This is a genomic window from Bacillus sp. 05T22, from assembly GCF_056396765.1.
In genome coordinates, this window is record NZ_JBFTMC010000184.1 from 1 (window position 1) to 8,061 (window position 8,061).

Sequence of the window (8,061 nt, forward strand, 5' to 3'; positions counted from 1 at the left end):
TATGCTATATTCTTATTCGCCTTTTTCTAACAGTAGAACCACGAATCTTGGCGAAGACATTGGTTTTTGCCCTGTCCTGGGGTCCGTCCTCGCTTTTTATTCCACGGTTCCCTTGACCACGAGCCTCCGAACCCTCAAACTCCCAAAGCTAACCCCAGCGGGCAAAAACCGCCCTTCTGGGGCCACCCCTGGCGAGTTTGCATGAGGGTTCCCCTCATCGTCAAGGAACTTTCGCGGCATAAACGCCAGGACTCAGCAAATCACTTCCAAAATTGATACCATTTCTTTTCATTACTTGCTGCAACCATCTGTTTTACTTCTTGAAGTTCTCGCATAACAGTCATAACCGCTTTATCTCGATCAGTAACCTGTTGTTTTTCTATAGTATTAGAATGAGTCAATAGCTTTTGTTGAGATTCCAATACGTTTGTTAGTTTAGCTATTTGCTCATTTTGATTCTGTAATTGTTTTTGTTGTAACTCTACTGTATCTTTTAATTCTCTCAATACTTCTTTTAAATCATCAGATCCAGGAGTTATAACAGTCATATCTGTATTATTAACTGTTAATCCTTCTTCTTTTAAAAGTAATTTGCAAGCATCTTCCAATGTAACTTGTGGCATACTTTTTAACTCTACTAATCTTTGTAATAACCTAACATCATAATCATTAAACATAATTCGTTCTCGTTCGTCTCTTTTAAAGGCATAACAGTTATAACTCTCAATTAGTAAATAATATTTTTTAACCGTAGAAGGTGATACTTTTAATCTTTTTGCAACCTGGGATACATTTTCATAAATAATAGGTGTCATAATAGTCATAACCTCCTTTTCGATATTTCAAATTCGTTATAACAGTTATAACTCCTTTATCTTAACACTTTACATAAACTTAAGTTAAATCAATCCTAATTCTTCATGCACAGTATTCATTAGATCAATCAATAAAAAACATACAAATAAATTAACATTTTGTTTTTTAACATAATAATTTTTGACTAAAAAATGAACTACTCTATAAAATTGGAAATTCTGAATCAGAAAAGAGAGAAGAGCATAAGGGGTTTTTGGTCCCAACTAGGGGTTGGGACTAGGCGGAGCCTAGTTTAAACGTGGGTACACGAAAATTCCCAAAATGTCCACTCACTGAGTACACAAAGTCCCTTTTATGTCTCCATATGAGTACTCACTAAGGACATGATATTTTTAATAAATTGCAATCAAACATTACTTTAAAATACTAAAAGAAAACAATTGGCATTAAATAAATATAAATAATTAATCTAGAAATAAATAACAACACAATACAAGATGTTATTCAAACGCTTCAGAATCCTTTTTAAAGAATATAAATCTAAAACAATACTATTTGTCGTAAAAACAAAAAAATACGCTTAAAAAGCAAAATAAAAAGGTTTAAAAGAAGGTTTTCCTTTGCTTTTGGGGTTGAGGCTGGTTCGTCGTGTGGGGACGAGCCCCCACGTATTACGTATCTATCAATGTGGTAAGTGAAATTATTAAGCGAAGGCACTAGCGGTTCGGCTCGTATAATAGCAATTCAAGCCGATGATCCCAAATAGTTGCTTTTGGATGTATCGGCTTGGTGATATCCAAACTCGAGCCGAAAAAAGTTTTGCAAGGATGTAGCAAAGCGAAAAGGGTGGAGATTTTCTGTAGCAAAGCGAAAGAAAATACGACCCGTTCCTTGCGGAACTTTTAGCCCCTTATATAGAGAGTGAGAAGGGACAAGCATACAGAAGTAGAAAAAAACCAGTAATACCAAGGGTTTATAGGACTTTTTATACTTATCAAATTTGATAAGTTTACTTATCAAATTTGATAAGTATAAAAATGTAAAAAAAAGACATCTAATTGATGTCTTTTAAAAAAATTTAATAGGTAAATCTTTTAATGGTTTAGCTCTCATAATTTTTATAAATTGTATCTTTAATCCTTCTTCAATATTATCCCGATCTCCAGCATATAAAATATGAGGATTGATAAATAATGCATAAGACTTTACATTGCTATTTTCTACAACACTTTCAGAACGAGCAATGATCCCTTTTGTATATAATGCCTTTACAACTCTACTCACCTTAGTCTCACTTGTCTCTAAAGACTTTGCTAATTCTCTTTGTGTAAGCGGTAATGGTTGTTTCTTTTTGGGATTGTCTACAATTGCATTAGATCCAAAACCTATAAAAGGAATCAAACTCATTAAAAATACAATTTCTTCATTTTTTAAATAAGATATACTTTGTAAATAACTCCAATTGTCTTGAATAATTTGAACAAATTTAGCTTTATTTTTTACTTTTCGCTCTGGAACTAATTTCATTCCTCTTAAATTAGCTTTTGATTGAAGTTCATTTGCTAAATACATCTCTTCTTCTGACAAGATCTTCGAATCCTCGATATCTCTCAATCTTGCATTTTTTTCAGCTTGTTTTAAATTGATAGTATTTGTCATAACTTTTCTCCTCATTCCTAGTATTTACAACTAGTACGGAGACTCTTTTTATGCTATTATGTAATTAGAATTTTATAAGAATAAAAAAGCCTCTCATTATAGTTGTTTCTCGACAATTCAATTATATCATGATTGGCTTTTTTTGTTATAACTAAAAGAAAAAGAGTCCTATTATAACAGGACTCTTTTTTATGTTTCTAAAAGAAAACTTTTGAATAAAAGATTGCTTAACATCAACCATCTTTCATGGCACAGTGCCAGTGTTCTTGTAACCAAGAGCAAAGCAACAATTAAGTATAAAATTCTAAAAGAGAAAAGAGAGGGGCAAGCTACGGGTTTACCATGGTAAACCCCAAAAACTTCGTTTTTGTCTTGCTAGGAAGTTTCCTAGTACCTTTACCATATTTTCCCTCGAAATTTTATTTCTTCGTCCTAAAATAGTTGTCGCTTCGCTCGATGTTCTACCTTAATGAAAGTAAAATCTTAAAATATTTGTTTACATAAAATAAAAAGAAGATCAAACTAGAAAAACAATCTAGTTCGGTCTCCTTTTTATTTTAAATTCATTAATAATTGCTTTTTTCACATCACTATAAAATACCATTATCATCATTCCCAATATAGTTATAAATAAAGAAATTCCTTCAATGCCAATAAATATACCTATAAATATAAGAGCAATACCTATAAAAAAGCCAAAATCATTTTCATCCTCATCGTCCTCACACTCATCCTTATCCTTTTTATCTAACTCTTCCCTAGCATCCCCTGATCCTTTTATTAACTCATCAATTGTTACTTCATATAATTCACTAAGTAAAATCAAATTATCAATATCAGGATAACTTTTATTACTCTCCCATTTATAAACAGCTTGTCTAGTCACTCCAACCTTTCGAGCTACATCTTCTTGTGAAAAGCTTTTTGATTCACGAAACTTTTTCAATTGCGAACCTAAATTCATATTATTCACCTCTAAGAAATCATTACATATAAACCCCTAATCAATAAAGAAACCATTACTCTAATACATGTAAACTAATGGTTCACATATTCAAATCCTTACTAAATTACCCTCTACATTCAATTAATACAATATTATCAGAAACTAAAAAAAGAATCCTATAAACATAAGATCCTTTTTACTTTTATCGAATGTAAACTTTTAAATATTTGTTTACATTCGTTTTGTTGATTTCATTGGGTTTATTTCACTTCATCTATTTTCTTCAAAAACACTAGCAAAAGTATACATTCAAAACATGATGAATAAAGATATTAGAACACCCGTGATCAAAAAAGAAAAAGCTAGATTCATGCTAGCTTTTTTACATAATGAATGAAAAAGTTTATATTGAAGCTAAAGAATGTACTATAGAAATTTATGAAGAATTTAGAAATGAACAAAATTTTACGGTTAAGCAATCTATAGCTGCTACTTTTGAAGAATCCATTTTTCCTATGAAAAAAAACAAGGTGGAATATGCGTCTGTGTTTTTGAATCTAGCTCTTATTAGTTTAAAGCATGGTTTTATGTCAAATTATATCCTTAATAGTATTGAAAAGATAAAAAAACAACCTTTAAAAAACCTATCACCTGACGAAATTTCTCAATATAATAAGGATTTAACGGAAATTGATAATCTTCTTTTACAAGGAGATTTTGAAATTGATAAAGACGATATATATTTACTAAGAGTCAGCATGCTCTTAGGAGAATAAAAATTGAATTAATTAGTATTGAAATGGTGTATATGATATACAAATCAAGTTAACATAACGCATCATTATCGGTAGCAAGTTTTTATGAGAATCCTTGTTGTGACGGTGGGCTTGTTTGTCTATCTATTAATCTTCTATACATTATTTTATACATCGTTGATATATCGGAAGTTTTAGGAATTTTCGTTATTCTTATTTTGTATAAAATCTTGTATAATATTCCCATAAAGATCAATGACTGGATTTGTCATTGGTCTTTATTTGTATTTGAAATGTATATCCTGTATCGAAAACGCTCCGTTTTGATGCTTTTTTGATTTGTTTTGCTATATGATTGATTTTTTTTAAAAGCTTTTATTAAGGGGGAATGACTGCAACCCTGTTACTACCACTAGAAAGAGAGACGAATTAAATGGGATTTCATGTAGATTTAAAGGAATTCAATGAAGTACTGGCCAAAATCCAAAAAGACACCAGTAAAACAAATAATCAACTTGAACAAGCCCAAAGAGCATTGAATGGTATTATCCAGGCCGATGCCATGCAGGGTGCAACAGGAAATGCGATTGTCAACGACATCAATAATAACCAAAGTGCAGTTGTGACTGGGTTGAAAGTTACCAATGAATTTCTCATTGCTGAAATGTTGACAACTTTAAAAGATTTTCAGTCAACAACGGGAGAAAGTGATGAGAATGCAGTTATTCTGGAAGATGCATTACTGCAAACACAAAACAAACTTTCCAATCTCCAACCCAAGAAACATGAAATGGATAGTCGCATCTCTAATATTTACAACAGCGTGAACGATTTGATTTCATTGAGTATGCCGAGAAGCCAGTTTGATGAAAAACTGGTTGCAGCCAGCAAAGAACTAGAGGATACGATTCAAAAAGTACAACAATTTGAAAGCAAAAAAGAAAAAAGCAATGCGGAAGACATTCTCGATGCCCTAAACAAGCAAGTTCAAATTGCAGGGAAGATGGGTAGTTTATCTTATACTGATCCGCAACTGCAAGCTTTCTTTGCGCTAGATGAGTTGGCAAAAGGCATTCATGAAACGGATACACAAATAACGAAGGCGGAAAAAGAAGCGCAACTGCAAGCTGAAAGAGAAATGAAGAAAAAGCAAGAGGAATGGGCGGAACATCACCCAGTGGAGGCTTGGCTTCAAAACTTTTCCAGTAGTGTCGGTGAGAAATGGGATGTATTGAGAAAAGGCACAAAATGGGTAGGGGAGAACATTCCTTTCCTAAAAGGGCTTGCTGATGATGTCTTGGTGTTGGAAGGTTTTATAGGCGCGGCAGGATCCGCTATTAGTGGGATTGCGATAGGTGCAAGTAAGCTCGGTTCGCTTGTCTGTAACTTGGTTGCATTGGGATGGAACTCTGCAACAGGGCACGAGACAGCCCAATGGAGGATAGACGATCTCAACGCGACTTGGCAAGGGGTGAAGAAACTTGCCGAATATGGGATTGTAGGCTCTATCACAATTACGGCTCCTTATCTTAGTGTTTTCTTAAATAATCCTGCATACACGGACAAAATTCCCGTGCTGGATAACCTCGCTAGAACCTTTAGAAAAGACCAAAAAGAAATGTTCAACGCAGCGAAAGATTATGTAGAAAAAGCCATGACCGACCCTTATGCTTTTGGTGGCATGGGATTTGATATTGTCAGTTGTCTTTTCGGCGTTGGTGAAGTAAACGCCGCAGTGAAAGGATCAGCTACAGCCGGAAAAATCGCAGAAGGTGCAAAATTTTTTGAAGTAGCAAAGAAAAGTGATAAAATAGCTGGTAAATTGGAAGAAGTAACGGCATTAATAAATAAGTTACCTAGTAGTATGAAGAATGTCGGGGAGAAGATTAAAAATATTGAAATCCCGAATTTATTCCCTGAACCTTTGTTAGCTGGTGTTGGGAATGGAGGAGGAAGAAACCCACTTGGTGGAGAGTTATTTTCTGTTGCTAAGAGTGAAACTAAGGGTACGGGTAATAGAGTTGCTGATATTCCACCAGCCTTCAAGCAAGAAGAATTTGCTAGTTCATATGAATCAAGGTTTAATCAAACACCTGCAGAGATTAATCCAAAGATTGAATTTGAAGGAATTAGGGGAGAATCTTTAAGTACACTTAAACCGCCACCAGACCCTAAATTGAAAAGCATATTAGATGAGGCTGGTATAAAAGGTATTCAATATAAAAATGGAGTTCCTGATTTTTCACCAGTATCAAAAGCACAGGTAGAAATTAATCATATGGTAGGTGGCACTGCTGGAAAAGGATCAGCAGCAAGACGTCTTAATTTCACTCAAGCTGATGAAAAATTGGCTGAGCAATTGAATAATTCTCCTGAATTAGCACGTAAGTTTGGAATGGAATCTGGTGAAATTACATGGAAGCAAATAGAGAAATATCGACGTGCACACAAGTTAACTTGGCATGAATTGAATGATGTAAAGACAGTGCAACTTGTACCGACAGAGATAAACAGTAAATTTGGACATCTTGGTGGAGTAGGTGAAATCAATGCAGGAGCCTTTATGCCAGATGGATTTGCTAGTAAACAATAAAGGAGATATATAATGAAAATAAATGATACAGTTTTTGGCGAACTTGAGTTTAATAATTATGATTGGATTGGATATAAAAACATTGAGTTTTTTGGGAACGAAGTTAAGGTGGCGTTAATAGTCAGGGGAGAAGATGATGGTCAGTTTGAGGAAGAACAATATATAGCATATAATTTTTTAATAGAAAGATGGCAACAATTACAACAAAGTATTTTGGAGCCTATATTAGATTATTATAAACAAAAAAGATATGAACTTGGTTACGATGTTGAATCTAACGAAAATTATCCTTTAATAAAAACAACTACTCAAATTCTCGAAAAAATAACCTTAGTTGGAATTTTTGTTCCAGATAATGACCTTATCGACTTTCTTGATATCGGACTTACGTTTGACTGTACATGGGATATGGAAAATGGATTAGGCCTTTGTCTTATGAAAGGTGAAGTAACTGAGGTAGGTTATCAGGACGTTGTACTTTAAACTTCGAAGCCTATTTTTATAGAGACAATAAAATTGTTTTTTTATTCATTCGGAATATATGGGCTGATAGAATTAAGGGATAGTTGAAGTGTACAAAAAAAGAAAAGGTCATTTTGAAGTACGCACTCCATGATCGTTGTACCATCATAGAGTACTTACGTGCAATGATAAAATAGAAAAAGAAGTACGAGATTAGACCAGATGACATTTTACTAGGCGATGAATATAAACACATGGAATGGACATAAAACTAACGAACTCGTACAAACCCGTAACTATTACTACAAAACTTACAAATTTAATGCTACTTAAAAACATATAAACTTATAGCACTTATTGTCTACAATAGGCAACAAGTGCTTTTTATTTTAAGATTACAACATAGGGTACGGGTAACACTGTAAGCGATTATCTTGATGATGTAGTCAAAGATGGTAGTCACTTTTTAGATAAATTTAAATTGAAATCTAATGTGAAATATGAAACAAATAGATATTTGTATCAAACAGATAAACCAGAACAAACTGAGAAAGCTTCTGGAGAATTAACGTTAGAGATGGGAGAACGTAATAATAAACATCAGTTAACTGCTGATGCGGAAGATAGAGTTAAGGCTCCTTTAACATATTTATAGCAAGGGAATGCTTGTAGACTAATCTATACTGCATTCCCTTATTGTATGTATGCTATATTCTTATTCGCCTTTTTCTAACAGTAGAACCACGAATCTTGGCGAAGACATTGGTTTTTGCCCTGTCCTGGGGTCCGTCCTCGCTTTTTATTCCACGGTTCCCTTGACCACGAGCCTC

The 8,061-nt window shown here is 33.6% G+C and carries 7 protein-coding genes; 4 read left to right on the top strand and 3 right to left on the bottom strand.

Annotated elements, in window-relative coordinates:
• Positions 1-260 precede the first annotated feature (260 nt).
• The 3 genes from AC1DIT_RS27115 to AC1DIT_RS27125 all read right to left on the bottom strand — a co-directional run bounded on the left by AC1DIT_RS27115 (position 261) and on the right by AC1DIT_RS27125 (position 3,439).
• The gene (locus tag AC1DIT_RS27115) at positions 261-815 is read right to left on the bottom strand and encodes a DUF3967 domain-containing protein (RefSeq protein WP_016113410.1); all 555 of its coding nucleotides are present in this window, start codon (positions 813-815) and stop codon (positions 261-263) included.
• Between the two features lie 1,069 nt (positions 816-1,884).
• Positions 1,885-2,475: a helix-turn-helix domain-containing protein gene (locus AC1DIT_RS27120; RefSeq protein ID WP_002205120.1), complete on the bottom strand. Its 591-nt coding sequence runs from the start codon at positions 2,473-2,475 to the stop codon at positions 1,885-1,887.
• A gap of 535 nt (positions 2,476-3,010) precedes the next feature.
• Positions 3,011-3,439 (bottom strand): helix-turn-helix domain-containing protein, encoded by a 429-nt coding sequence (locus tag AC1DIT_RS27125; RefSeq protein ID WP_016113411.1) that lies wholly within the window; start codon positions 3,437-3,439, stop codon positions 3,011-3,013.
• Between the two features lie 371 nt (positions 3,440-3,810).
• On the opposite strand from AC1DIT_RS27125, the gene AC1DIT_RS27130 reads away from it, so the two are divergent.
• The 4 genes from AC1DIT_RS27130 (at position 3,811) to AC1DIT_RS27145 (ending at position 7,886) form a co-directional block, all read left to right on the top strand.
• On the top strand, positions 3,811-4,197 hold the full coding sequence (locus AC1DIT_RS27130) for a hypothetical protein (RefSeq protein ID WP_275858029.1): 387 nt from the start codon (positions 3,811-3,813) through the stop codon (positions 4,195-4,197).
• 412 nt (positions 4,198-4,609) lie between these two features.
• Positions 4,610-6,769: an HNH endonuclease gene (locus AC1DIT_RS27135; RefSeq protein ID WP_476998551.1), complete on the top strand. Its 2,160-nt coding sequence runs from the start codon at positions 4,610-4,612 to the stop codon at positions 6,767-6,769.
• A gap of 12 nt (positions 6,770-6,781) precedes the next feature.
• Complete coding sequence (locus tag AC1DIT_RS27140) at positions 6,782-7,252, top strand: DUF6985 domain-containing protein (protein ID WP_016113409.1); 471 nt, start codon at positions 6,782-6,784, stop codon at positions 7,250-7,252.
• Between the two features lie 460 nt (positions 7,253-7,712).
• The gene (locus AC1DIT_RS27145; RefSeq protein WP_176505691.1) at positions 7,713-7,886 is read left to right on the top strand and encodes a hypothetical protein; all 174 of its coding nucleotides are present in this window, start codon (positions 7,713-7,715) and stop codon (positions 7,884-7,886) included.
• Positions 7,887-8,061 lie beyond the last annotated feature (175 nt).